The 23909-nt window shown below is 62.6% G+C and carries 21 protein-coding genes and 3 pseudogenes; 11 read left to right on the forward strand and 13 right to left on the reverse strand.

Annotation, left to right across the window (positions count from 1 at the left end; translation table 11 throughout):
• Positions 1-61 precede the first annotated feature (61 nt).
• Positions 62-217, forward strand: coding sequence for a LysR family transcriptional regulator (locus ACGLHR_RS22115; RefSeq protein ID WP_400096407.1), 156 nt, complete (start codon positions 62-64; stop codon positions 215-217).
• Positions 148-978 carry a LysR substrate-binding domain-containing protein gene (locus ACGLHR_RS22120; RefSeq protein ID WP_400096373.1) on the forward strand — a complete coding sequence of 277 codons (831 nt, stop codon included), beginning with the start codon at positions 148-150 and terminating at the stop codon, positions 976-978. The genes ACGLHR_RS22115 and ACGLHR_RS22120 overlap by 70 nt, the downstream gene beginning before the upstream one ends.
• Before the next feature lie 132 nt (positions 979-1110).
• Here the strand turns inward: ACGLHR_RS22120 and ACGLHR_RS22125 are convergent, their stop codons facing one another.
• The 4 genes from ACGLHR_RS22125 to ACGLHR_RS22140 are packed head-to-tail and all read right to left on the reverse strand — an operon-like array spanning position 1111 to position 4189.
• Positions 1111-1935, reverse strand: a complete 825-nt coding sequence (locus ACGLHR_RS22125) for an aspartate/glutamate racemase family protein (protein WP_400096374.1) — start codon at positions 1933-1935, stop codon at positions 1111-1113.
• A complete protein-coding gene (locus ACGLHR_RS22130; protein ID WP_400096375.1) occupies positions 1932-2633 on the reverse strand; it encodes a hypothetical protein in 702 nt (233 codons plus the stop codon). Before ACGLHR_RS22130 ends, ACGLHR_RS22125 begins: the two co-directional genes overlap by 4 nt.
• A 5-nt stretch (positions 2634-2638) precedes the next feature.
• Entirely contained in the window at positions 2639-3220 is a 582-nt protein-coding gene (locus ACGLHR_RS22135; RefSeq protein ID WP_400096376.1) for a cysteine hydrolase family protein, read from the reverse strand.
• A 15-nt stretch (positions 3221-3235) separates the two neighbouring features.
• Positions 3236-4189 (reverse strand): SDR family NAD(P)-dependent oxidoreductase, encoded by a 954-nt coding sequence (locus ACGLHR_RS22140; RefSeq protein ID WP_400096377.1) that lies wholly within the window; start codon positions 4187-4189, stop codon positions 3236-3238.
• A gap of 74 nt (positions 4190-4263) precedes the next feature.
• Here ACGLHR_RS22140 and ACGLHR_RS22145 point away from each other — a divergent pair, with 74 nt between their 5' ends.
• Together ACGLHR_RS22145 and tcuA are read left to right on the forward strand one after the other, a co-directional pair.
• Positions 4264-5247 (forward strand): Bug family tripartite tricarboxylate transporter substrate binding protein, encoded by a 984-nt coding sequence (locus ACGLHR_RS22145; protein ID WP_400096378.1) that lies wholly within the window; start codon positions 4264-4266, stop codon positions 5245-5247.
• The gene (gene tcuA, locus ACGLHR_RS22150; protein ID WP_400096379.1) at positions 5244-6740 is read left to right on the forward strand and encodes an FAD-dependent tricarballylate dehydrogenase TcuA; all 1497 of its coding nucleotides are present in this window, start codon (positions 5244-5246) and stop codon (positions 6738-6740) included. The genes ACGLHR_RS22145 and tcuA overlap by 4 nt, the downstream gene beginning before the upstream one ends.
• A gap of 6 nt (positions 6741-6746) precedes the next feature.
• Here the strand turns inward: tcuA and ACGLHR_RS22155 are convergent, their stop codons facing one another.
• Positions 6747-8129, reverse strand: a complete 1383-nt coding sequence (locus tag ACGLHR_RS22155) for an MmgE/PrpD family protein (RefSeq protein WP_400096380.1) — start codon at positions 8127-8129, stop codon at positions 6747-6749.
• A gap of 183 nt (positions 8130-8312) precedes the next feature.
• Between ACGLHR_RS22155 and ACGLHR_RS22160 the strand changes: the two genes are divergently transcribed.
• A complete protein-coding gene (locus ACGLHR_RS22160) occupies positions 8313-9338 on the forward strand; it encodes a Bug family tripartite tricarboxylate transporter substrate binding protein (RefSeq protein WP_400096381.1) in 1026 nt (341 codons plus the stop codon).
• A gap of 346 nt (positions 9339-9684) precedes the next feature.
• Here the strand turns inward: ACGLHR_RS22160 and ACGLHR_RS22165 are convergent, their stop codons facing one another.
• The 8 genes from ACGLHR_RS22165 to ACGLHR_RS22200 all read right to left on the reverse strand — a co-directional run bounded on the left by ACGLHR_RS22165 (position 9685) and on the right by ACGLHR_RS22200 (position 18411).
• A complete protein-coding gene (locus ACGLHR_RS22165) occupies positions 9685-10755 on the reverse strand; it encodes a porin (RefSeq protein ID WP_400096382.1) in 1071 nt (356 codons plus the stop codon).
• Between the two features lie 233 nt (positions 10756-10988).
• Positions 10989-12398, reverse strand: coding sequence for an MFS transporter (locus ACGLHR_RS22170; RefSeq protein WP_400096383.1), 1410 nt, complete (start codon positions 12396-12398; stop codon positions 10989-10991).
• 93 nt (positions 12399-12491) lie between these two features.
• Positions 12492-13490 (reverse strand): 2-dehydropantoate 2-reductase, encoded by a 999-nt coding sequence (locus ACGLHR_RS22175; RefSeq protein WP_400096384.1) that lies wholly within the window; start codon positions 13488-13490, stop codon positions 12492-12494.
• A gap of 10 nt (positions 13491-13500) precedes the next feature.
• The gene (locus tag ACGLHR_RS22180; protein WP_400096385.1) at positions 13501-14235 is read right to left on the reverse strand and encodes a class II aldolase/adducin family protein; all 735 of its coding nucleotides are present in this window, start codon (positions 14233-14235) and stop codon (positions 13501-13503) included.
• Between the two features lie 9 nt (positions 14236-14244).
• Positions 14245-15645 carry an MmgE/PrpD family protein gene (locus tag ACGLHR_RS22185; RefSeq protein WP_400096386.1) on the reverse strand — a complete coding sequence of 467 codons (1401 nt, stop codon included), beginning with the start codon at positions 15643-15645 and terminating at the stop codon, positions 14245-14247.
• A 20-nt stretch (positions 15646-15665) separates the two neighbouring features.
• Positions 15666-16682 carry a TauD/TfdA family dioxygenase gene (locus ACGLHR_RS22190; RefSeq protein WP_400096387.1) on the reverse strand — a complete coding sequence of 339 codons (1017 nt, stop codon included), beginning with the start codon at positions 16680-16682 and terminating at the stop codon, positions 15666-15668.
• A 36-nt stretch (positions 16683-16718) separates the two neighbouring features.
• Entirely contained in the window at positions 16719-17039 is a 321-nt protein-coding gene (locus ACGLHR_RS22195) for a DUF4387 domain-containing protein (protein WP_400096388.1), read from the reverse strand.
• A 1-nt stretch (position 17040) separates the two neighbouring features.
• Positions 17041-18411 (reverse strand): acyclic terpene utilization AtuA family protein, encoded by a 1371-nt coding sequence (locus ACGLHR_RS22200; RefSeq protein WP_400096389.1) that lies wholly within the window; start codon positions 18409-18411, stop codon positions 17041-17043.
• 260 nt (positions 18412-18671) lie between these two features.
• Between ACGLHR_RS22200 and ACGLHR_RS22205 the strand changes: the two genes are divergently transcribed.
• From ACGLHR_RS22205 to ACGLHR_RS22230, 6 genes and pseudogenes are all read left to right on the forward strand, one after another.
• Entirely contained in the window at positions 18672-19127 is a 456-nt protein-coding gene (locus ACGLHR_RS22205) for a MarR family winged helix-turn-helix transcriptional regulator (protein WP_400096390.1), read from the forward strand.
• Between the two features lie 117 nt (positions 19128-19244).
• A pseudogene (locus ACGLHR_RS22210) lies at positions 19245-20042 on the forward strand (diguanylate cyclase domain-containing protein); the annotation flags it as partial.
• Between the two features lie 118 nt (positions 20043-20160).
• Positions 20161-21267, forward strand: coding sequence for an ISL3 family transposase (locus ACGLHR_RS22215; protein WP_400096391.1), 1107 nt, complete (start codon positions 20161-20163; stop codon positions 21265-21267).
• Positions 21268-21693: 426 nt separating this feature from the next.
• A pseudogene (locus tag ACGLHR_RS22220) lies at positions 21694-22047 on the forward strand (type VI secretion system accessory protein TagJ); the annotation flags it as partial.
• A 22-nt stretch (positions 22048-22069) separates the two neighbouring features.
• Positions 22070-22389: pseudogene (locus ACGLHR_RS22225) on the forward strand (hypothetical protein); the annotation flags it as partial.
• Positions 22390-22959: 570 nt separating this feature from the next.
• Positions 22960-23421 (forward strand): alpha/beta hydrolase, encoded by a 462-nt coding sequence (locus ACGLHR_RS22230; RefSeq protein ID WP_400096392.1) that lies wholly within the window; start codon positions 22960-22962, stop codon positions 23419-23421.
• Positions 23422-23909: the final 488 nt, after the last annotated feature.

Consider the following 23909-nt stretch of genomic DNA (forward strand, 5'->3'; position numbering starts at 1 on the left):
AGACATAACAGCCTGGGCACGCGATCCTTTGACGGGAGGATGTATGGATCGACTTTGGGCGATGGAGGTCTTCGCGCGAGTGACTGAATGCGAGAGCTTCTCGCGAGCGGCTGAATCGCTGGAACTGGCGAACGCAACTGTCACCTCATGTGTGCGCAATCTGGAAAGCATCTCGGTGTCACGCTGCTGCAGCGCAATACGCGCCATCTCCGGCTGACAGAACCGGGAGAGCTGTTCTATGCCCGATGCAAGACGCTCCTCGCTGCTGTACAGGAAGCTGAGCAGGAAGCCGCACAATGCCATGCGGACTTACGCGGCGCCTTGCGCGTGGAAGCCCCAATCGCAATCGGACATGCCCTGCTGCTTCCCACGCTACCCGACTTTCTGGCGCGCCACCCCGGCCTGTCGGTCCACGTGAATTTGACCAACCAGCCGCACGCGCTGATCCAGCAAGGCATCGACCTGGCCATTCGCATGGACGCGGTAGAGGATGCCGATCTTGTAGCGCGCCCCTTGTATGCAGCCAGCTACATCGTATGCGGCAGCCGGGAGGTTGCCAATTCGCTTGACACCGCTACACCGGTGAGTCTCGATCCGCGCCGCTGCCTGGGGCTATTGCCCGATGGCAAGCCCACCCCCAAGCCCTGGCTATTGACGCGCGCTGACGAAGAAGTCCTGCTTCGCCCAGAGGGACCCGTCAGCTTCAACAACTCCGACGCGCTGATACGCGCAGCGAGCCAGGGACTTGGCCTCATCTGCGTGCTCGACCTGTTCGTGCGCAACGAACTGGCCAGTGGCTCCTTGGTCCGTGTGTTTCCTGGATGGGGAAGCGGCGGACGTGTATTTCATCTTGTGTCGGCCAAGACCAGTTTCACGCCGCCGCGCATCAAGCTCTTCACTGACTTCCTGCTCGACGTCGTGGGTGCGCAAGAGCGTCCGGACCACCGCGAGCCGATCCCTGTGCATCGAAACCGCTGAAACACGGCAGGACCGAGGAACGGCGCGCCCCTTTGGTTGTGCCTCCCCAAGCCAGGAATCGCCACCGGCTCAGGTGCGCGAACCCGGAGTGAACCGGGCGCGCCATGATGAAGCCTACATAGACTATCGCACTCAATAGGCCGAGGTCGATGCCTGCAAGCCGTCCAGCCGATAGAACCGCAGCAACTCGTTCACCCTCGCCCGGTCAGGCTGGCCGCCAAAGTATCCCCTGCGGCTGGGCTCAAGCCCACCCTTCCTCCGCATATCGACCAGCGCCTCGGCTTGCTTGACCCAGGCCGCGAGCGAATCCACCACCGGCACGCCATCCACCTGATTCACGCCATTGCGCGCCAGCAGGACATTGAGTGGCGCTTCTCCAGGAATGATGACGTCGGCGCCGGCGGCAATCAGGCGCCGCGCGCTTTCTTGGAACTGCCCAATCAGCCTCGTAGGATCAGCGAATCCCTCCAGGACGTCGGCAAAGCGAAATCCGACATGCGCGGCGCCGGAGAAGCGTTGCGCCAGCCCATGCTTGCTTGCGTTGTCAGCCACCAGTTCCGCAAGTTCGTCGATAAAGACCAAGACGCCAAACCTCCTGCCCAGCGTGCACGCGGTCAACATCGCCGCTTCGCCGTAGCCGACCACCGGAATATTGAGCAGCGAACGTGTCTCGCGCAAGGCGGGTTCCGGCAGCGTGCTGATCGCGTAGGCGTCATAGCCAGCCGCTTCCGCCTGCACGCCGGCGGCGAGGAACTGCAAGCCGTGCAGGTACTGCAGGGCGGCGTACTTAATGTCGTCCCCGGGGTAGTTGCTGCGATAAGTACCTGGATGCATGCCGTGCATGACGATTTCGGTATCGGGACGGGCGACGGTGCTGAAATGCATGCGCAAGGCTTCACTGTACGCGCCAAGGTCCGACAAGACGGTGAAGCTTTGATGCCAGATGCGGATGCTCATGATGTCTTCCTGTAAAGGGCATGGAAAATCTGCGATGGCGCTGCGGCGCGGCGCAGCGTCGAAAATGAAATGCCAAAAGTATCGTGGAAAAGTGTTTCGACCGCGTCAATGGTCTCCAGACCGATACGCCATGCCACCTCACTCGGCAACTCGGTTGCTGGTGCAAACAGGATGTGCATGGCACGTTGCCGATTGACGATCGTCGAGAGCGCGGCGCCTTCGCGGAACAGGCGTATCCGAAGTTGATGCGCGCTACAGCCCGTTGCGCGAGTGATGGAGATAACGTTCCACTGCTGGTCGGGAAAGCAATAGACCAATTGCGCCAGCGCCAGGGAGACCGGCGCCTGGCCTACATCAGCAGGGGACTCAACCGCGCGCGTAAGGCGCCCCAGCAACTGCCCTTGACTAGGTTCGTCAGGCACGCCCAAGGACAGCGTGGTGCGCGCTGTCCCGCCGGTCCAGGTGCTCGGTTCAAGCTCATAGTGCAGCACTGCCCCTGCCCGCAATTTCAGGCCCTTAGCGCACGCCACCGATTCGGTAGCGCGCAGCAGGATCAGGCGATGACGGCCCGCCTGCCGCTCGATTTCCATATCGAATGCCGGGGCCACATTGGCAAGCAGCAGCCGACTCGAGACCTGCAATACCTGCCGCGCCACCGGTACGGCGGCGCGGGCGCTATGCCGCGCGGCGCTGGTCATGATGCCTAGGCAAAATCGAAGGCGTCGGAAGTTTCTACCTGGCAGAAACGCCGGATACTGTCGATGGAATTGGCGTGCTCCTGCGCCGAGTGAGCCGCACAACAGTCATCCAGCACCACGACTTCATAATCGCGATCATGCGCATCGCGCACGGTGGCCTGCACAACTGCCTGCGTCGAGACACCGGAGCAGACAATGCGCGTCACGCCGTTGGCGCGTAACTGCGCCTCCAGGGTGGTCGAATAGAAGGGGCTGACGCGGTGTTTGACAATCTGCAGGTCCGATTCGCCCACTTCGAGCTGCGGATGAATCTCAGTGCCCCAACTTCCCAGCTTGAATAACCCCACCTTTGGCGCACCGGAGAATACGGGAGACTTTGGGGGGCATTCCTGATAGTTCGCGGAAAATCCGACCCGAACGAATCCGACCAGCGCGCCGGCTTCACGCGCCTTGCGCAGCGCGCTGGCGGTGCGCTGTAAAATGCCGCGCGCGCGGACCTGTTCGCCCAGCGGTCCCTTGCCGCTCGGACCTTCGTCGTGGACGAGGTCGTTTTGCATGTCCAACACTAAATATAACGTCTTGCTCAATTGAGTTCTCCAGTTTCAGTCACACAACATGCCACCATTGATATCGAGGATTTCCCCCGAGATAAAGCCGGCGTTCGGCGCCGCCAGAAAGACAACTGCCCGCGCCACGTCCTCTACATTCCCCATTCGACCAACGGGAATCAACGCGCGCAACGCCTCGGGAAAAGTCTGCGTCATACCGGTGGCGATCGGCCCCGGCGCAACGGCGTTAACGGTCACGCCGTCTGCGGCCAGTTCCTTCGCCAGGAAGGCCGTCAGGATGTGGACGCCAGCCTTGGACACGCCATACGCCACGTTACCTGCGCTCCCCAACTCTGCCGCATTGATCCAAGGCCTGGCGTTACCGGCGTTCTTGCCGACGACCGACCCTAGGTTGACGATCCGGCCGAAACGCCGCGCGATCATGTATGGCATCGCCGCCTGACAACAGAGGAAAGTTCCCTTCAGGTTGATGTCCAGCACACGGTCCCATTCGGCCTCATCAAGTGAGCGCGCTGCACCGAACGACACGATCCCAGCCGCGTTCACGAGAATGTCCAGCGCGCCATGCCGCTTGGCAATATTGGCAAAAATCGCTTCGATGTCCTCTTTCGACGTTACGTCCATGGCATGCGATTCCCAGGCGATCGTCCGCACGGAAGCAGACTGATGGTTGTCGCCGATCGTTCGATCAACAGCAATCACCGTGGCCCCTGCACGTGCCATCGCCTCCGCCACGGCATGACCGATCGCGCCGGCACCGCCCGTCACCACGGCAACTCTTCCCAACAGGTTTGACAGCATCCCGAACTCCGTCTTGCGCTCTGTACGCATCGTGTTTGTATAAGGCGACATTGTGAGCAGCACCTCCATGCAACTCCATGCCAAAAAGCCGAACGGCGCTTTCGCAATTTGTGAATAACAATGGCTCGCGAGGTATCGCTCATGTTCGCTGTCCCAGGCACCATTCGGGAAAGCCGAAAATGCCATTCGATCTGACGGGCTGGCTCCCGGGGGGTACATCCCTAGAATCCGGTACCACATGTTGATAGAGGAGACTGGACATGCGGTACCCATTCTGGCGCCCTACCGGGCTTTTCCTGAGCGCACTCGCTCTAGTCAGTCTTCAGGCCATGGAGGCAAATGCCGAGGAGGCATATCCCTCACGGCCGGTGAAGATCGTGGTGCCGTTCGCTGCGGGGGGAAGCACCGACTTGCAGGCGCGACAGGTAGCGAATGTGCTGAGCCGCCACCTCAAGCAGGGTTTTGTGGTGGAGAACCGCCCGGGTGGCAGCGGCGATATCGGCGCTGCCATGGTCGCCCGCGCAAACAACGACGGCTATACGCTGCTATTTACTACCACCAATCTGACCGCCAACGCCGCGCAGCCGGTCGCACCTTCCTATAACCCAGAGAAGGACTTCACGCCAGTAACCATGGTGGCCTTTGCACCGATGCTGCTGGTCACGTCGCCCAATGAAGAGGCGGACAGCGTGGCGACACTGATTTCCCGTATCCGGGCTCGTCCGCGCCAATACAATTTCTCCTCCAGCGGAGTGGGCGGCGCGCCCCATCTTGCTGCAGTGCTGTTCAGCCGGCAAGCCAAGCTTGACATGGTCCACGTTCCATACAACGGGGCGGTGCCTGCGCTGACCGACGTCGCCGCTGGTAATGTGCAATTGTCATTCACCACCTATGTCTCAGCCGAGCCGTTCGTCAGCGCCAAACGTCTAAAGGTCATGGCGGTAGCAGGTTCGCGCCGACTCGCCGTCTTGCCGGATGTGCCGACGCTGGCACAGAGCGGGGTACCAGACGTGGAGATCGGCACGATGTTTGGCCTGCTCGGCCCTGCCGGGATGCCCAAGGAACGCGTCCAGCGTCTCTTCGGGGCGCTGCGAGAGGAAGCTAGCGCTGCCGGCTTCCGACGGAGCATTGAAGCCATGGGCGCCGACGTGGTGCTGAGCGCCCCTGATGATTACGCTCGCTACATTAGCAAGGATGTGGTGCGCTGGAAAACACTATTGAAACAAGTGGGAGACATCCAATGAAGCAGTCTGATCAGGAACACCGCGCTGACGTAGTCGTGGTCGGTGGCGGCAACGCCGCGCTGTGCGCCGCGCTTGCCGCAGCGGAGAAGGGCGCCAGCGTTATCGTGCTGGAGCGCGCACCGGAAGACGCGCGCGGCGGAAACTCCGCCTTCACTGGGGGCGCATTCCGTGTGGCCTATGAAGGGATCAATGATATTTCTCTACTGGTTCCGGACCTGACCCCCGACGAGCGACGAAATTCCGACTTCGGCAGTTATCCAAAGTCCCAGTTCTTCGATGAGTTAATGGCCATAAGCGGCTACCGCGCCGACCTGGACCTCGTCGAGACGCTGGTCGAGTCAAGCCTGCCAACGTTGCAATGGATGCAGTCGCACGGTGTGCGATTCATCCCGATCTATGGCCGGCAGGCATTTCGAGTCAATGGCCGCTATCGCTTCTGGGGCGGCCTGACGGTCGAGGTCTCCGGCGGTGGCTTGTCGCTGGTCACCGCGCTCTTTGAAAGCGCTGCGCGGCACGGCGTCAAAGTGATCTACGAAAGCAAGGCCGAACGCCTGCTGGTTGAGCGAGGGCAGGTGTGCGGCGTTGCGGCTTCCAGCAATGGCACTCAGTCGCTGTACCGAGCTGGCGCCGTAGTGCTCGCGGCGGGCGGATTTCATGCGAACGCGGCTTGGCGAGCGAGCTATCTGGGGCCGGGTTGGGATCTCGCCAAGGTACGTGGCTCTCGCTACAACACCGGCGACGGACTGAGCATGGCACGCGCCGTCGGCGCACGCACATCAGGGCACTGGTCTGGCTGCCACAGCGTGTTCTTTGACGCGAATGCCCCGGCCTTCGGCGATATCCACTTGCTCAACCAGCAAAAGAACTACTTTACGCTGGGCATCGTCGTCAACGCGCGTGGCGAGCGCTTCATCGACGAAGGCGAGGACTTCCGCAACTACACCTATTCGCGGATGGGAGCCGAGATTCTTAAGCAGCCAGGCGGGTACGGATGGCAAATTTTCGATGCGCAAACTGCCGCCTTGCTCCCTGATGAATACCAGGTACGGCACGCCACACGCGTGCAGGCCGACACGCTGCCGGATCTGATCGCACAACTGGACGGTGTGGATCGCACCGTGCTCGCCGATACCATCGCGAAGTTCAACCAGGCAATCGACCACAGCATCCCTTTCGACCCCTCTGTCAAGGATGGCCGCCGTACACGCGGCCTGCAGGTCGACAAGAGCAACTGGGCCATGCCTATCGAAACGGGGCCGTTTGTCGCTTTCCAGGTCACCTGCGGAATCACTTGCACCTATGGCGGCGTAGCGATCAACGCGCGGGGCGAAGTACTGTCAGAAGACGGGCCGCCGATTCCCGGCCTGTATGCCGCGGGCGAGATGGTCGGTGGTCTCTACTATGGCAAATACCCCGGAGGCGCTGGCCTGACGTCGGGCTCGGTATTCGGCCGCAGCGCGGGCTCCGCTGCCGCCGCTTTCGCCGGAAAGTAGTCCCTGCTATGCAGCCGCCGCTCCCGTGGCGGTTTGCAGGCGGGCCAACGTGCCAAGTACCGAAGTCTGCGCTTGAACGTCAGTGATTGCGCTCCATGCTGCATCGATCTCGCCGGCAAGGCCAGCTAGCGCCAGGCAGCCCGCGAACTTGGCATACAACGCCTCTTCGGACAGCGCCAGGGATGTCACCGACTCGCTGACGATCCGCGTGCCGTCGACAGTACGGACCGCAATACGCGCCGGCGGATGCCCGGGGTTATCGGGCAGCGAAGGATCAAGACTGATTCGGTCCGTCAGAGAAAGAATGGCGGGATCGCCGAGACAAGATTCGGTCAGGGTGTGCAGGCCCACCTCTTCATGCGTCAGTGCAAACGCCACCATGAATGGAATGCTGTATTTCGCATCGTGTAAGGTAAGCGGTCGGCGACGCTGGTCCAGCGGTTCGCAGAGCTTCGCGGCGGACGCGTTAATGCTGACCTTGATGTCTCGAATGTTCGCCAAGTCTGCAATCCTTGGCCGCAGCGTACAAGCCGCAGCAATATACGGTTGCGAGAGCCGACAACTGGGCCAGCGCTTGACTTCCGTGGCGGAAAACGCCCAGGCGCCGCGGCGTAGCACGCGCTCCGTCGCAGTGGCGCCGAGCGGTGCTCCCAGATACAAGGGGAAGAGGCCGGCCCTGCCGTCCAGCGCGGTTTCGGGACCGGCCACCCCGGCTTGCGCCATCAACGCTGCCTGTACGCCCCCCATGGCGGCAAAGGCGGGATAGATGCCGCGAGCGTCGGTACCGATGCCGTTCGCCGCTTCCTTGCCGCCGGCGGCCTGCATATAGGCCAGCCCGAGGGACGACACCAACTCATCCTCCGTGAGGCCCAAGGCGATGCCCGCACTCAGGCTGGCACCGAGGTATCCGAGCAGTTGTGTCAGGAACCAGCCGGCGGCGTGCCCGGAACCGGTAGGCCGTATGGCTTCCCCGAGGCGACACATCAGTTCTACCCCTAGCGCTATGGCTCGCACGAGCGTGACGTCGTCCACATCCGCTACTTGACCGGCGGCAAGTGCCGCGGGCAGGCAGACGCTGGTGGGATGCAGGCGCGCCACATCATGGATGTCGTCGAAATCCAGAACGTGCATGCTTGCCGCATTAACGCCGGCAGCCAGCGCGGGAGGCAGCGCCTGCGTAGCGCCGATGACCATGCTCGCGCCTCTTGTCCCGCCCGCTTGACACGCTGCAAGCAGCTTTCGCGCCGGTCGCCCCTCGGGCAGCCGGGCACCGGCGTAGCCAATGGCGATAGCGTCTGCTGTATGGAGACGGACCTGGCGCAATATCCTCTCCGGGATATCTGTGCCCAATGCTGTCATGTGCCCGATGAGCGTGCGAGCAAGTTGCATGCGGTGGTGTCCTTGAAGAGCTGCGAGTGTAAAGTTCGTTGGACAGCATAGTGGCTTTCATTCGACATCGACGTTTCGCATTTTCGAAAAGACCATTCGAGAATGTCAAATCATGCGACACCGGCCGGGGAGTAAACTTCGGCTCATAGAATTCTAAGAAGCCATTCGCAGGAGCGAGACAAGATGATTTCCCGACATTCCGCCATTCCGAAGCGCTCAGGTTCCGCCGACGCCGGGCGGCGGCGCGCAGCGCGCGCAGTATCCATCTTGCTGCTAGGCGCAGTCGGCCTGTGTACAGGCGCGAGCGCGCAAGGCTTTCCGGGCAGGGTGATCACGCTGGTAGTGGGATATCCGCCAGGCGGCTCGAACGATATTGCGGCACGCATCATTGCGCCCAAGCTGGGTCAGATCCTGCAGACCACGGTGGTTGTCGAGAACCGGGCGGGCGCCAATGCCGTGATCGGGTCCAACTATGTGGCAAAGTCTGCGCCGGACGGCAACACCCTGCTGCTTGCCAGCGCCTCCCCTCTGGTCATCGCCCCCCATACCTTCGCCAAGGTTCCGTACGATACGTTGCGCGATTTTGCGCCCGTGTCGTTACTTGCCATCGCGCCGGAAGTCGTTGCCGTCAATCCCTCCGTTTCTGCTACAAGCATGAAGGACCTGCTTGCCCTGACGAACGCGCGCGAAGTCACGTTCGCGTCATCGGGGAATGGTGGTATGCCGCATCCGGCAATCGAACAACTGAAGAGCATCGGACAGTCGAAGCTACTGCACGTCCCCTATAAAGGCGCCACGCCTGCCGTCATGGATACGGTGGCTGGCCACGTCGACGGCATCGTAATGGACCTGCCCGCGGTCCTTGGCATGATCAAGGAAGGCAGGCTGCGCGCGCTCTCAGTCATGGCAACGCGACGTAGCCTGGCATTGCCTGACGTGCAGACATCGGCCGAAGCAGGCATACCAACGGTAATAGCGGAAAACTGGATCGGCTTGTTTGCGCCAGCCAAAACGCCTCAACCGATACTGGGAAGGCTCTATGAGGCAGCGCGCGAAATATCGAGAGATCCGCAGGTCAAAACACAGCTTGCTCGGGCTGCCATGACACCGGCAACCTCCGATTCAGCAGGCGCCTTCACCGCTCTGGTCAAGGACGAATATGGTCGGTGGGGCCAGATCGCCAAGCGGGCGAATATCGTACCTGAATAGATCTCTCGTTGGCGGTACGGGAGGTACGCCTCGGTGCCCCCCAAAATCCAGGGTCTAGGGATGGATACCGACCGCTTCCGAGATGACTTTGTCGGACCTGGCAGTTTGCGGAGAGCCTGCAGGACAGCGCAAGACTGGAGATCCCGAAATCGGCAATCTATCGCTGTACCGGCAGGTACTGACGCCGCACGTCAAACGCCGTTTGGTGTGTGCGTCGGGTGTGCCACGCCGAACCGACCCCGGCCTCTTCTCTCTGAACAACGGCGCCTCCCTCGTGAGACGCCGTATCCGTTGACTCTTTTTTATTGGTGCCGGTCAGCAAGGAAACGACTTGCCAGCGTGTCGCCTAAAATCGATGCCGCATGCCGACTGCGCCACCGAGCTGGCTTGAGGCATTGGGGGCGAGCTGGTAGACCGCGGCCACGCCGTTGTAGCTGTCAAAGTTCAGCGCCGAATTCTTGGTATATGCCGCAGTCAGGTAAAGGTCGGTCCTCTTGGAAAGCGCGTAATCGGCTATGAGCGAAACCTGCCACGGATTGCTGGGATTCGTTGTTCCGCCGCCGGTGCGCAACACCCTAATATTGTCGTAGTAGACGGCAGTAATAATATCCAGGGCGGAAGTGGCTTGATAGTGGATGCCGAGCCACCACAGGTCGTCGCGCCCGACCGTACCGGCAAGGGGTGCGTCGTTCTTGCCATAGCGATATGCCGCTTGCGCAAGCCAGTTCTTGCCTATCTGATATCGCAGCCCGACCGCAGCTTTTTGGGCGCGGCTGTATTCACCGGCGGTCTTGGCGCTATTGACGTCATCGTAGGCCACCGCCACGCCGAACGGCCCGGCCCGGTAGTCCAAGCCGCCGCCGAATCCCGCCGCGCCCTGGAAGGTGCCGGGCTGCTCGCCAAAACTCCAGTGCATCTCCGCGCTCAGTGGCCCGAAGTCGCCGTGGTACTTGATGACATTGTCCTCGCGCAGGAACAGGCCGGCGATGGTCGGTACCGGCTCGTAGGAAGTGGCATAGGCCGTCGGCGAATAATTTGCCATGGTCAGGAAGAGCGAGGTGTATTGCCGGCCGAACGTCAGCTGATGCTGGCCCGAGCCGATGCCGACCCAGGCCTGGCGCCCGAACAGCCGGCCGCCCTGCGTGGCCACGCCGTTATCGAGGCTAAAGCCGCTTTCCAGCGCGAAGATAGCGCGCTGGCCCCCGCCCAGATCCTCCACGCCTCGCAAGCCCCAGCGGCTGGAAGACAGACCTCCGGAACTTAAGGCGAACTTTGAGCCGCCGTCGCGCCCGGCGGAGAAGTTGTGATTGCTGTATTCGACGTTGGCGTCGGCCACGCCGTAGACTGTGACCGAGTTGGCGGCCGACGCCGTCACTGTGGCGGCAAGCAGGGCAAGGCCCGTGATGGTCTTCTTCATGGAAATGCACTCCTCCTTATAAAACATATGTTATTGGTATCTAACGGTATTGAGACGGCAAAGGTTCAGCGAGCTGGCGGAGCGCCGGCTGGTTGCCAGTCTTCCCCGCGGGTACCCCATGCGAGGCCCGCAGGCGGAGACTGGCGGCTTTCAGGATGCTGGATTGCCGTCTTGGCGGGAAAGACTTGCCAGACGGGGTGGTAGCGCAGCGATCGGAAAGGAGAGCCTTTGGCTCAAGGCTTGGCGTAGTCCATCGATGTCCCGCCAGACACCTGTTCGCGGTCGTATTGGGACTCCAGCGCCTCCAGTGCCATCTTGTTGGTTTCCGGCCCCCACAGCCAGACAATGGCGGCCTGCAGCAGCAAAAGCAGCGCTACCGCGAGCGCAACGGCGGTGATGCCGCCGAGCGCGAAAAGCTGAATGACGGCATAGGGAAGGCCGATGGAGACGGCTCGGCCCACGCCGCTGCACAGGCCAGCGCCGCGCGAACGTACCGCGGTGGGGAAAAGCTCAGCAAGGTAGCCGGCAAATACATAGGTGGCCAGCACGTAGATCACGGTGAACAGCAGGAAGCCGACCACGATCACCGCGCGCGGCGAGGTCTGTATCGCATACACCATGCCGAGCAGGGACGCCAGCAGCGAGAAAGCTACGATGCCGCGCCGCCGTCCGATGCGATCGGCGAGCAAGGCTGCAAGCAAGGCACCCACCGGCCCACCTGCCGACATGAACAGCGAATACTCCAGCGATGTGCTCAGAGCCAGGCCTTGCTTGACGTACAGCCCCGGCAGCCAGACCAGCAGGCCGTAGATGGCCACGTATTGCACCGAATTGAGAAACATGCCGAGCAACGTGCGGCGCAGGATCAGGCCGCGAAACAGCGTCGAAACCGAAGCGCGCGCCACGGGCGGCGGCGGGGGAGCGTCGGCGACCTCAGCCAGCTTTCCGAGGCACGAGCCCTCGATTCTGCCGAGCACGGCCTCGGCCTCATCGAGCCTGCCCTTCGATTCCAGCCAACGCGGCGATTCCACCAGCCGCCAGCGCAGGATCCACATGACCAACGCACCCACTGCCGCAATCCCGAACATCCAGCGCCAGCCGCCTGAGAGCGGCAGTAGCAGATAGCCGCAGAGGGCGGAAGCGAACACCGCAAGATTGGCGATGAAGGCGAGCAGGCCGAGCCACCGTCCGCGCCGGCTGGGCGGAATGAACTCGCTGAGCGTCGCGTAGCTGATGACTGCCTCTGCGCCGAGACCCACGGCCGTGATGAAGCGCAGCGCGATCAGCCACTCGGCATTGGGCACGAACGCGGAGGCGAAGGTGGCAATCGCCACGATGGCCAGGTTGACCTGATAGCAGACCCTGCGTCCGAAGCGGTCGCCAACGTAGCCCGCCAGCAAAGCACCGGCCACCAGGCCGGCGTATGTCGCCGAGACGATGTGGGCTGACTGATGCAAGTCGGAAAACCCTTCCTTAACCAGCGCGCCGGTGACGCCCGCGAGCAGATAGACGTCGAAGGCGTCAAAAAACAGGCCGCCGCCGATTAGCCACAGCAGGCGATAGTGGAATTTGCCGATCGGCAGGCGGTCAAGCCGCGCACCGCTGTGTACGGTTCTCTTTGCATCCGCAAGATATGCTGACATTGATTTGTCTCCGCTTCTTTGTAATGGTCTCGGCGCATGTGGCTCATGGCGTCAAGGGGGCGCGCCACGACGGTCCGAGGTGGGATGCTGCGATCAGTACAGTCCACGTACCCGAGCATGCAACCGTGCCAGGCCGTAGAGTGCCTCAAGATTCGGGGCAGGCGCGCCTGCGTGGGTAGCTATCTCCAGCACCGTGCCGACCAGCGCATCGAGCTCCACAGGCTTGCACGCCTCGACGTCTTGCAGCATCGACGTCCGAAAGGCGCCGAGGCGGCGCGTGACGGCGTGGCGGGATTCCGGATCAGCGCCGACCTGCAGGCCTATGCTCTCGCCTACGGCGGCGGCTTCGAGCATGCAGCGCGACATGAACTGGCGCACCAGCTCGTCGTCGAGGATGCGGTCGCCCGTGGCGCCGGTGATGGCGGAGATCGGGTTGACCGTCATGTTGCCCCACAGCTTGAACCAGATTTCCTGCTGGATGCGCTCGCTTTCCTCAACTTCGAAGCCGGCCTCGCGCAACAGGCCGGCAATGCGCCCCGCCCTGCTGCCTTGCCGGTGCGGATCCGGTTCGCCGAGGATCAGCCGATTGCCGGCGATGTGCCTGACCGTGCCGGGCGCGGGCGACGTGGCGGACAGATGCGTGACGCAACCGACCACCCGTTCGGCGGGGATGGCCGCGGCGGTCGCGCCGTCGGGGTCTGCCGCCCGGATATGCTGCAAGGCAAGTTCAGGCGCGAGGCCATGGAAGAACCACCAGGAAATGCCGTTCATCGCCGAGACCACGGCGGTGTCCGGGCCGAGCAGCGGAGCGATGTCGCGTGCCACGGCGGGCATGGCCGTGGCCTTGACGGCGAGAATCACGACATCCTGGGGGCCAAGCTGCTCCGGGCGCCCGAGCGCGTCCAGGGATGCGCGGCGGCTTCGCTCGCCGCCTTCATACGTGTCGATCAGGGTCAGGCCGTGCTGCCGTACCGCCTCCAGCGTATCGCCACGCACGACGGCGTTGACCTTCGCGTTCGGAATCTTCGCCAGTGCCAGCTTCGCGGCCATCAGGCCGCCCACGGCTCCGAGGCCGTAGATGCAGATGTTCATGTCGATGGCCTCATTGGCGGTAAGTTGGGTCGACGCGGTCGACCATGCGGACCAGCGCGGAAAATACGTCGGCGCCCGCGCCATAGCGCTCGTCGAACTGCAGGGCGTCGGCGCTGGCCTTGCGCTGGATCGACTCGGGTATGGCCAGCGTGGCGCCGAGGCCCGCGCCCGCCACCTGAATCTCGCAGGCGCGCTGGAGCGTCCACAGGTAGCTGAACGCCTGCGGGATGGAGGTCCCCAGGGAAAGCAGCCCGTGATTGCGCAGGATGACCGCCTGCGCCGATCCGATCGACTTCACCACCCGGGGGCCCTCGTCGGCATGCACCGTGACGCCTTCGAAGTCATGGTAGGCGAGGCGGCCATGGAGCTGTGCGGCATAGAAGTTGTCCATGGAAAGGCCGGCCTGGCTGCACGCCACCGCACAGCCCGCGGTCGTATGCATATGCATGACGCAATGCGCGTCGGCAATGCCGCTGTGGATCGCCGAGTGCAGGGTAAAGCCGGCTGGGTTCACCGGCCACGGCGATTCGCCGACGACCGCTCCGGACAGGTCGACCTTTACCAGGCTGGCGGCGGTGACTTCGCTGTAGTGCAGGCCGAAGGGATTGATCAGGAAGTGCAGCGCTGGCCCAGGCACGCGCATGGTGATGTGGTTGTAGATCAGCTCGGTCCAGCCGAGCATGGCGAAGATGCGGTAGCAGGCGGCAAGCTGCTGGCGCAGGGTCTGTTCGTCGGCGACAAGCATATGTCCCCCCTAGCCTTGCAGCGGTTGCGCGTGCCGATGAAGCTCGGCAAGCGGGATGCCACACTCCATCATGCCGATGGTTTCTGACAGCGCGCCGGCATTCTGGGGGCCGATCACGCCGGTCACGAGCAAGGAGAATTTTTCCCGAAGCTGCCGGGGCGTGAGCATGGTGGCGGGTTCGCCGCGCGGCACCTCGACAAACTCGCGCCATTGCTCGCCGTCCTTGGTGCGGATTTCGACCACGCCCGAGAAGGCGCGCGGAAACGCCGCTTCGCAGCGTGCATCCTCGTACACGTCGATGCGCTGCATGAGAGCGCGGATCTCCTGATCGGCCAGCGCCGGCTCGTAGTCGTCCCAGCCCATGTGCGCATGCTTGAGCGCGACGGCGATGCAAAGATGGGTCGAAAACTGGCAGTCGACCACATTGCTCGGGTTGCGGCGGCGCGCCTGCGGTTCGCCCACCACATGCAGGCTGCGCCGGGCCATGCCCACGCGTACTGATTCGATGCGGGCGATGTCGATATGGTGCCGCGCGTGCAGCGCCATCACAGCGTCCAGCGGCGCATGGATGCCGCGGCAGCAAGGGTAGGGCTTGACCCCGGATTGCAGGATTTCCCAGACGGTACCCAGACCGCGCAGCGCCTCTTCTGGCTTCGGATCAGGCGAATAGGCGTTGAAGAAGCCTTCACCACCTTCCAATGCCTGCGTGGCGCCGGTATAACCGCGGCGCGCGAGGCTGGCCGCCAACACGCCGCCGGCGGCGGCGTTGCCAACGTGAAAGCGCTTGGTCCAGGCGCCGTTCACGGCAAACTGGCCGGTGCCGGCGGACTCGCTCAGCGCGGTGCCGAAGGCGTGCTCCATTTGCTGCGCGCTCAGGCGGAACAGATTGCCAGCGGCCGCGGTGGCGCCGAAGACCCCGGTGGTAGCGCTGGGATGATAGCCGCGCTCGGCGTGCCTGAGTGCATTGACGCCAAAGGCCACGCGAATCATCACTTCATAACCCGCGACGATGGCCGCAAGCAGTTCCCGACTGCCGGCGCCCGTCATTTGCGCTGCCGCCAGCGCGGCGGGCACCACCGCCGCCCCGGGATGGAGCTGGGCCTGCGCGTGGGTGTCGTCGAAGTCCAGACTGTGCGCCGCGGCGCCGGCCAGCAGCGCCGCGGCCTGGGGTGTCCACGATTCACTGCTGCCCAGCACGCGGATCTGGCCGCAATGCTGGCCAAGGTCGCGCAAGGTCTCCTTGAGCACGAGGGTGGAGTCGAGCGTCTGAGCGCGCACGATGATACCCGCCAAGTCCATGAACAGCAGCCTGGCGCGCGCCACGACTTCGGCGGGAAGGTCCTCGAAGCGCAGACCGGCGGCGAAGTGGGCGAGTTGCGCGGTGACGGGGGGCGTCTTTGATTTTTCCATGTGTCTATCCATGCCGGTGCTCAGGCCGCCTGTTTGATGGCGGGGATGCCCCGGCGCACGAATTCGGCAAAACCGTCGGACAACTGGACGCTGTCTGGCAGGTTGATCCACATGCGCAACAGGAAGCGCTTGGGGCCGTCGTCATGGTCAATGTAGTTGGAACGCGAATGCAGCGTGATGTAGTTGTTGATGATCTGGATGTCTCCTGGTTCCAACATCATATCGATGCGCATGTCTTCTCGAGTGCCCAACTCGTGCACGTAGTCGATCGCGGCCTGTTGCAGTGGCGTCAGCGGCACGCCGCGCTTGAGGGCACCCGTTTCGATGATCTTCTTGGCAAAGGCGCAATTCACGCGCCCATTGTTGTATTCAAAAACCGGAATGGGCGTGGCGGTAACCTCGTTGGGATCGGCGTTGGGACCGTAGCCGCGATAGTCGTGATAGAAGCCCTCGTAAAGCACGTCGAGGTACTCGGGATGGTGCTTCACGATTTCATTGTGGATGGCCACCGAGCTGACCAGGCTGCTCATGCCGCCCTCCTTCGCTTTTTCTACGCAGAGGAGCGCGACCACGTCAGCGAGGTCGGTGTGCGGGTCCAGCAAGTGGTTGGTTGTGTTGTTGCGACGGTTCGGATCGCTCGACTTCAGGCCGAGGTCGGTCACCGGCGCCACAAAGTCGCCGGCGACGTTGTGCGAGATCACTTGGCCCATATGCACGCCGAGGCCCCAGTAGATCGTCTTGAGTTCGTCGAGCGAATAGCGCTGAACCGGAAAGCCCTTCACCAGCACAAAGCCGCGGCCGTTGCGGATCTGTTCATCGATAGCCGCGAGCTTGGGGGCAAAGGTGGGCAGAGCAAAACGCTCCTTGCCGAAGGCGCCCCAGGCCAGGCCGCTGGCCTGAACGGCGTGTAGGGCGCGGTCGATTTCGTCGGTTTCGACCTCGGTGAGCCGGTAAATCCAGGAGGTATCGTCCTGCAGGTCGGGGCCTTTCCAGGCAGCGGTGTCAGTGACAATGTCACGGAGAATAGGCTTGCTCATGTCTTTATCCAGGTGTTTCACGTATGCGAAGGCGAATCAGTCATCCAGCGGTGGCACTTCGATGTCCACCAGCGGGCCGAACTGCTGGCCGCCGAACAGGTCGGTGTCGGCTGGATCGCCCGAGGGCACTAGGCGCGGCACCGTGACCTTGATGGCATTGCCCGGGGCGTAGTTGAAGAGTTTTACGGCCGACTCGTCGACCTTGAAGAAGCGCGCCATCGCGGGCTTGTTGATCACGCCGCTGGCCACCACGTGTTCGTAGCTGCGGGCGTCGGGGAACATGATGTCCAGCGTGAGCTGGAACGGGCCGGCATTCTTGGTACGGATAAGCTTGGCGATGTCTCGCAGGCGGGGCATGTCAGACCTCCTCATAGCGGATGGGGTGGAGTTCGAGCGGGCAGTCCAGTTCGACCACGTGGTTGAGGACGAACTGGTAGGCTTCGCCCAGGCTCCAAAAATGTGGGGCAATGGGGAACGCCAGGTTGGACAACAGTCCCTCCCATTGCGGTACGGAGTGGTGCAACACCATGTGTGCGGCCTGACCGGCGATGGCATAGGCCACCTCCTGGCTTTGCGCCAGCGTGACCATCAGCAGACCGACCTCGTTGCCGACCCGTTCCGGATGCGTCTCGCGCTCGCCCAGCACGCCGTTCTTTCCATAGATCTTGTAGTCGATACGGTATTGCCCGCGGATCGACGGACCGTAGATGCCCTCCACGTTCTCCGCTATGTGCTCCTTGAGGCCGTCGAACCAGGCATCGAATTGCTCCAGGATCACCGGATCGCGCACGCCGCCGAGCACCATGGCGCGGTAGCCGATCTTTTTCGCGCCTTCGAGCTTGACCGTGTAGGGCTTGGGGTGAAATTTGCTGCCAGTCACGCGCACCATGCGATCGCTGACGCTTTCGTACTTCGCCTCGGTCAGGTCCATCTCGCCGCCGGGCTCGAGCATCCGGTAGGGATCGGCCGTCTCGTACAGCGCGTGCGCGGCCACGCTCAGCGGTGAGCATTGCTGGGTCGGACTGACCGGCTCGAGGGTGAAATGGTCGTCGGTGATCGTGCAGATCATGCCTTCTGGCTTATCCATCTTGACTACCGAAGCGCCGCCGCACTCCATGATCTTGGCGGCGTGCCAGCAGAGGCCCGCCGGAAAGCCGCGCGCGACCGGAATCGCGGCAAAGATGGCGGCGTCGGTTGAGCGGCCGGCCAGGACCACATCGGCGCCGGCTTCCAGCGCGGCGACATAGGCCTCGGCGCCCATCATCGCCACGATGTGATCGGCCTCACGGAGCACGCTTTCATCCAACGGCGGGGCCGGATCGAGCGGGCGGATCTTGCCTTCTCGGTACTTTCGCAGCAGGGTCTCGCGCGAGGGCTCCGATTCGATGACCGCGATGCGCAAGTGCAGATTCTCTTCCTGGGCGATTTCGCGGACGATCTCCCGCACCCAGTTGAGATTCCAGTTGCCACCGCTGCCGCCGCAAGAGCCGATCAGCAGCGGCACACCGATCGAGCGCGAGCCGGTGAGCAGTATGCGCAGGTCGCGCTTCACGGCGGCGTGTGAGAAGAAGGGCTTGTTGCCACCTAGATTGGCCGGCCCTCCGTCTGTCGAGCCTGCATCGCAACCGATGAAGGCCAGGTCGCGCGAGAGGGCGGCGCGGAAGTGATGTTCCGAGAACCCTACGCCCAGGACGCCGGTAGGCGAGAGGTAGCGGATGCTGCGTGTCATGGATGGATGCTCCGATTTTTCATTTGTTATCAATATCAAATGTTAGTCATAGAACGGAAAAACTCAGACCGGATGTGCTGCGCGTTCCTCGAATGCTATACTTAACAAATGTTATTGATATCGGTGGTTACACCTACCCTGCCGTTTCCATGAGGCGTTGCGGACAATATCGGCCTGATATAGTTACCGCGCGTATTGCATCGATGAACCAGACGTCACACTCTATGACACGAAACCCTGCCGGGGGCGAAGCTGCACCGATGGGCAAATCGTCACTAATGCCCGAGATGGTGGGCTTTCGCTTGCTGAAGCTCTCGAACCTGATCAGCCGCCCGTTCTTCGCGGAATTTGCGCGGCAGCATGCGCTGTCGCTCAACGAGTGGCGCGCCATCGTTGTGCTGGCGAAGCGGCCCGGTAGTGCCGCGCAGGACATTGCCGCGGCGACCGGCCTGCATCCGATGAACGTCAGCCGGGCCGTGATCAGCCTGCGCAAGTCTGGCCTAGTGGAAGAGGCGCGCGATCCCGACAATCACCGCCGGGTGCTGCTGTGGCTGACGAGGACGGGAAAGAAGAAATTCGACGAAATTTCCCCGCGTGCCGAACGGGACGCCGGCATGTTGTTCGATGCGCTGACACCTCAGGAGCAGGCGACGTTCAGCAAGCTGATCGACAAGCTGATTGCCCGCGCCGAAGATATGAGTTTGGGAAGCGATTGATGATAGCAGCTGCCCGTGCCTCGCGGACCGCGTGAGCAGCGGCCTGCTCAAGTAACGGTACGTGATCCCTGGGAACGACTAGCATAGTCAACCCCAACCCTTCGAGCGCTCGAAGGAGAGGCCATGGTGGTGACGTCGCTCGATGGCACCATCATCGACGTGAATCCGGCCTTTGCCGCCGCCACCGGCTATACAGTCGAGGAGATCAAGGGCCGCTCGGGCTATAGCGTCAGCGGGGCAGGCAATGCGGCAGGGCTGGTCGAACGCCTGCGGGCCACCGTGGCAGCCAAGGGCAGATGGAGCGGCGAATTCTCGATCCGCCGCAAGGACGGCAGCGAGTTTCCCGCCTACCTGACCGTGGATACCTACCTGGCCCACGCGTATGGCGAGCGCCGCCGCGTTGCGCTGATCCATGACATGACCGAGAAGCGCCAGGCGGAGGAAGTCATCCGGCACCAGGCGAATTTCGATGCGCTGACGGATCTGCCCAACCGCCGCCTGTTCTTCGACCGGCTGGAGCTGGAGATCGAGCACTCGCGCGGCATGCAGGATGCGCTGGCGCTGCTGTTCATCGACCTGGATCGCTTCAAGGAGGTGAACGATACCCTCGGCCACGATCAGGGTGATCAGTTGCTGCTGGAGGCGGCGCGGCGCATTGCGGCATCGGTGCGCGCGTCGGATACCGTGGCGCGGCTGGCCGGCGACGAGTTCACCGTGATCCTGCCCGCGGTGGGCGATGCCGGCGTTGCCGGGGGCATTGCCCAGGCGATCCTGGAGCGGATTGCCGCGCCTTACCGCCTGGCCGGCGAGCTGGTGGTGGTGTCGGCCAGCATCGGCGTGGCGACCTACCCCAAGGACGCCAACAACGCCGAGGCCCTGCTGGTGTGCGCCGACCAGGCGATGTTTGCCGCCAAGGCGTGAAGTGTAGTAACAATGTTCCGCTTGCGAAGTAAAGTTGGGTCTCCCGCACTTTGTGTGACGGCCGAGTCAAGCCCTTGATTTCCGGCCGGTTTGGTCTACGTTTATCGTTACCATGAGGCAAGTTCTCGGTGGGATCGATCGTATTCTCGCCCGTGTGGGTAAGCGCTTCGTCTCCAGCGACGTGCAAGGGGAGACCATTACTATCGAAGCCAGCAGTACAGTTCGCAGGGCACCGTGCCCGGCCTGCCATAGTTGGAGTCACCGACTCCACGGCCGCTATGTGCGCAAGCTGGAAGAACGTCCAATGCTCGAGCAGCGGGTCGTTCTCGCTATTGAGGTGCGTCGCTTCAAGTGTATGAACGCCAACTGCCCCCGTCGTACGTTTGCCGAGAACATCCACGCCTTGGCCGGGCGGTATCAACGTCGTACGCGATCGCAGGCTCGGGCGTTGCACGCGCTGGGCCACGCCCTCGGTGGTGAGGCGGCAGCCCGGCTTGCCGACGCCTTGGGATTGCGCACCAGTGCCGACACCGTGCTGCGGGAATTGCGCAGAGTACCTGAGCGCAAGCGCAAACCACGACCGCGGGTCGTCGGCATCGATGACTGGGCGATCGCGCGCGGTCACCAGTACGGAACAATCATCGTCGACCTGGAGCGACGTGAGCCGATCGAAGTGTTCGCCGGCAGGGAAGCCATTGCGGTGGCTGCGTGGATGCGTGCGCACCCATCGATCGAGATCGTCGCCAGGGACCGAGCCGGGGCCTATTCCGAAGCGGTCGACATTGCGCTGCCGGCAGCCAAGCAAGTCTCGGATCGCTGGCATCTGCTGAGCAACCTGCGCGACAACGTCGAGAGGCTGCTATACCGACTCGGGCCACAACTGCGCCAAGCCGCCCAGCAAGTAAACGTCAGTAAGGTGACCCTTGGCCGGCAGGGGATTCTGAGCCGAAACTCACAACGGTCATGGGAGCGTCTGAGCGATCAGCGACGCGCCACGCGGCTGGCGTTGTACAAGCAGGTGATGGCGCTACGCGCCCAGGGCGGCTCGATGAAAGGAATCGCGCGCGAGCTTTCAATCGACCAACGAACCGTGCGCAGGTTCGTCACTGGGGGGGGGATTATTCCCCGAGCGCGCACCCAAGGCGCGGGGTCCGACGCCTTTGGATCCCTATCGCGACTATATCGAGGAACGAATCGTCCAGGGCTGTCGCTTTCCTGAACTGATCTGGCAAGAACTCAAGCAGCGAGGTTACTTGGGAAGTCGCGGCTCCGTGCAGAGTTGCGTGGTCCGCCTCCTCTTTCCGCTGGGCAAGACGCCGCTTGTCCTGGAGCCCGTGCGAACGATGCCGATTCCGTCGGCCCGGCGCGTGTTCGGATGGCTTGTCGGATGGAGGAACCTCGCCATCGAGGAGCCAAGGAGCGCGGATCACGAGCGATTCGTGAAGGCGCTGTGCAAGATCGAACCCGTGGTGGGCGAGGTGCGCAGTCTCGCGCGGGAGTTTCTCGGACTCATGCACCGGCGAAGTGTGCGACATTTCGATCGATGGTTGAAACGTTTGTCGTGCTGCGACGCTGTGGAAATGCGTCGGTTCGCGCAAAGCCTGCGCGCCGACTTACCGGCTGTGCGGGCGGCCTTCAGGCTGCAATGGAGCAATGGCCAGACCGAAGGTCATGTCATAGCGGCGGGCGGCTCGGGCCGATCTGCGAGGTGTTCCTCGGGGGAAACTATTTCTGGATCCCGCTCGAGATGATGAGCGCCATGACCTTCCCGCCCCCCGGCTATCTGCTCGACCGCATCTGGCGGCCGGTCGAGATCCGCTTATGGAACCGGATAAGGCTCGCCGGCTTCGTGCCGGCACGCTATGTCGGATCGCAGTGGGTCGACGATGAGCTCAAGCTTGGCCACGGCACGGCCTGGATATGGCTCAATGCGTGGCAACAAGCCGGCCTTGGGGAGAGACAATTCTGCTCGGAGCTGTGCTGCTGGCCGCTTTCCCAGTTGACGGCCGTCCGCTTTCATTCTGGTACCGAAGCAGTACAGCACTGGTGGGCGGGCCAATCTGCTTGGAATCAGCGACGGCGCCTACTGGTTCTGTGCGCGCGGGCTTACATGCGGCAACTCGACCGGCAATCCGGTTGGCTCGCCGTCTGGGTCCGTGCCTTGCTGACACGACGGCACTCCAACGTGGTTGCCTGCGCACTGGCGAACAAGCTGGCACGCATGGCGTGGGCGCTGACGACCCGCAACACAACATTCAATTCGGAATCGGTTGCCGGCCTGAGCAACCTCTCCCGCTTTACCGAGGTCAACCCATCTGGTTTTGCGGCTGCTGATATTTGATGACATGAACGGCTGTTGAGGAGCGTTAATTCTGCGAATGGCGCCCATTAATTCTGCGAATGTGGCTTTCGACCAAGCAGGATCGGTACGACGAAGGGGAAGGACGTCCTCTGTCCGGCTGACGCTCGCGTGCCCTTCGAAGAGGTAAGCTCCGCCCCGCAGATCATCATGTGGCCGGGGGTCGCACAAATGCCCCCTTATTTCTAGGATCTTTCGCTCAGCCAATACGCGGCTCGACCAAAGGGACATCCCTGCCCCGGTACCCTTCACCATTCGCAAGCTATGAAGCGCCTGCCTACCATCACGCAATAGGCGTTCGCGCATTCGCAGAATCACCGATCCGCCGAGCCACAGTCGCGGAATTTGTGGCCCTGCGCGGGAAAGGCCGTTGCCTCTACGCAACGGCGCATATCGCCATAAACCGACATCTCTCCCTTACAAATCAATGTGTTATGCCAGTGTGATTGCTCGCAGATATAGTGGGCGCCGCTCGCAGAATTAACGGTCCTCAACAGTGAGGCGCCATACCAGCTCCGCATCATCCAGCCGGAAACGGCCGGCTGCCACGCCGTGTCGCAGGTCCCGTATCGCGAAGGGTCCCATGCGCCGGTACAGCGCGTCGGCGATCACTTCCGAGCGGTACAGCATCTGCCTTTCGGCTGGTTCCAGGTCCGGTTCGGTCCGGCCGGTCCCAGCATTGATTCTGCGCACGCGGAGACGAGCCGGCAGCAGCTGCTGCGCCTGGTCAGCTCCCAGCAGGAAGCTTTCGGCGTAGCGCCACGGCAGACTGTCATCGCAAGTTTCAGCCAGTGCGGCATCATGAGCGCCGGCCTGGCGCTGACGCAGCCGCGCCAGGTTGGGGGCTTCGGCCTACTGTCCGGGCGGATCCTGCCTGAGATTGCGCCGCTAATCACCGCGGCTGGGGAACTTCAGGCCATCGAGGACTTTGTCTCCCTTGTCGAGCACGACGACGAGCTGCCGCTTGAATACCGCCACACAACGTCGTACAGGTCGCCACCAACATCCTTCTGAATCCCAACCTCGTTGGCATGTGGCTGGGTATGCCGCATCCCTGACAGGCGGCGCGATCTGCCCCCGGCCGCTCGAAGGCGATCCCCCCCATGTCGAGTTGCTGTTGGTGTCGCGCTCCGAGCCACACTCGGTTGAACTCGACGGGCTGCTGTCACTCGTGCGCGAGCAAGTTGCGTCGATGTGAAGCGTTGGCGCGTTTATCACCGATATCCTTATCAGCTTCCTCGGCCGACGCAGGCAAGAAGGTGCTCCTGATTCTCGACAACCTGCGGGTGTCGCCGAACGATCCAAAATCCCCCGCCGAACAGGCTCTCGGGCCCGGCGCTCCCAGTACGTGCGCAGTGTTTCCTCAAGAGCATTCACCTCAACTCTCGATCGTCGCCTCAGGGTTTCTACCAACTCGCGCAAATGATCTACTTCGCTACAATTTGGTCAGACCAACATGGTCGTACCAATTTGGTCTGACCAACTTAATAATGTCCGGCGCA

Origin of the sequence: Cupriavidus sp. CuC1 (assembly GCF_044627735.1) — a bacterium.
GTDB lineage: Bacteria > Pseudomonadota > Gammaproteobacteria > Burkholderiales > Burkholderiaceae > Cupriavidus > Cupriavidus ulmosensis.